Consider the following 921-nt stretch of genomic DNA (forward strand, 5'->3'; position numbering starts at 1 on the left):
GCCGTACGCGCATCGATAGCGCTGCGCCGACCGTGGCTCGTATTGCGGGCGATATGCGCCTTGATCCCGCGCCTCGCCAGTTGCTCGACGAAATCCCGCACGTCGTAGCCCTTGTCCGCACCCAGCGTGGCGCCGGGTGACAGGTGCGCATCGACCAAGGTCAGCGCACCATCGCGCTCACCGGTGCCGCTGGCATGGCGCACATCCACGCCCACCAGCAGGCCGCTGCGGTTTTCCATCAGCGCATTGGCCAGATACGCCAGGCGCGCCTGCTGGCCGTTGCCCTTGCGGGCCAGGCGAGCGTCCGGATCGGTGGTCGAGGCGTGAGTGTCGTTGCCGCGCTTCTGACCACGGAAGTCGCTGCCGTCGCCGTCGTCCGAACCATCCTTGGGACGGAAGCTGCGATGCGAAGCCCAGGCTTCGAGCAAGCTGCCATCGACGGAGAAGTGTTCGTCGCTGACCAGTTCGTTGAGCCGGGCCAGCAAGACCGTGCTGGCGAAGAAGCGCTGGGCGATCTCGGCATCGAACAGCCGGTCTCGGTTGAACGAAAACGTGGAGTGATCCCACACCGCATCGTCGATGTTCAGGCCCACGAACCAGCGGAACAGCAGGTTGTAGTTCAACTGCTCCATCAGCAGTCGTTCGCTGCGCACGCTGTAAACCACCTGTAGCAGCGAGGCGCGCAGCAACCGCTCCGGCGGAATCGAGGTGCGACCGCCAGCGGCGTAACGCGTGGACAACACCTCATCGAGATCTTTCAGGATCGTATCGACCAACACCCGCAGCTTGCGGATTGGGTGGTCCACTGGCACCCGCTCGTCCACCGACACATACGAGAACATGCCCAGTTGCTGGATGTCGGCTCCGCGCACGGAAACGGCCTGATGATTGATGAGGGCTATGATTGTCGCCGGTGCGGGG

The 921-nt window shown here is 64.2% G+C and carries 1 protein-coding gene; it reads right to left on the reverse strand.

What is annotated here, in order from left to right; translation table 11 throughout:
- Nucleotides 1-842: IS5 family transposase (locus IHE47_RS00040; protein WP_192102887.1), on the reverse strand; the 842-nt coding region annotated here is incomplete at its 3' end.
- Nucleotides 843-921 lie beyond the last annotated feature (79 nt).

The organism is Rhodanobacter sp. DHB23 (assembly GCF_014842975.1).
Taxonomy (GTDB): Bacteria; Pseudomonadota; Gammaproteobacteria; order Xanthomonadales; family Rhodanobacteraceae; genus Rhodanobacter_A.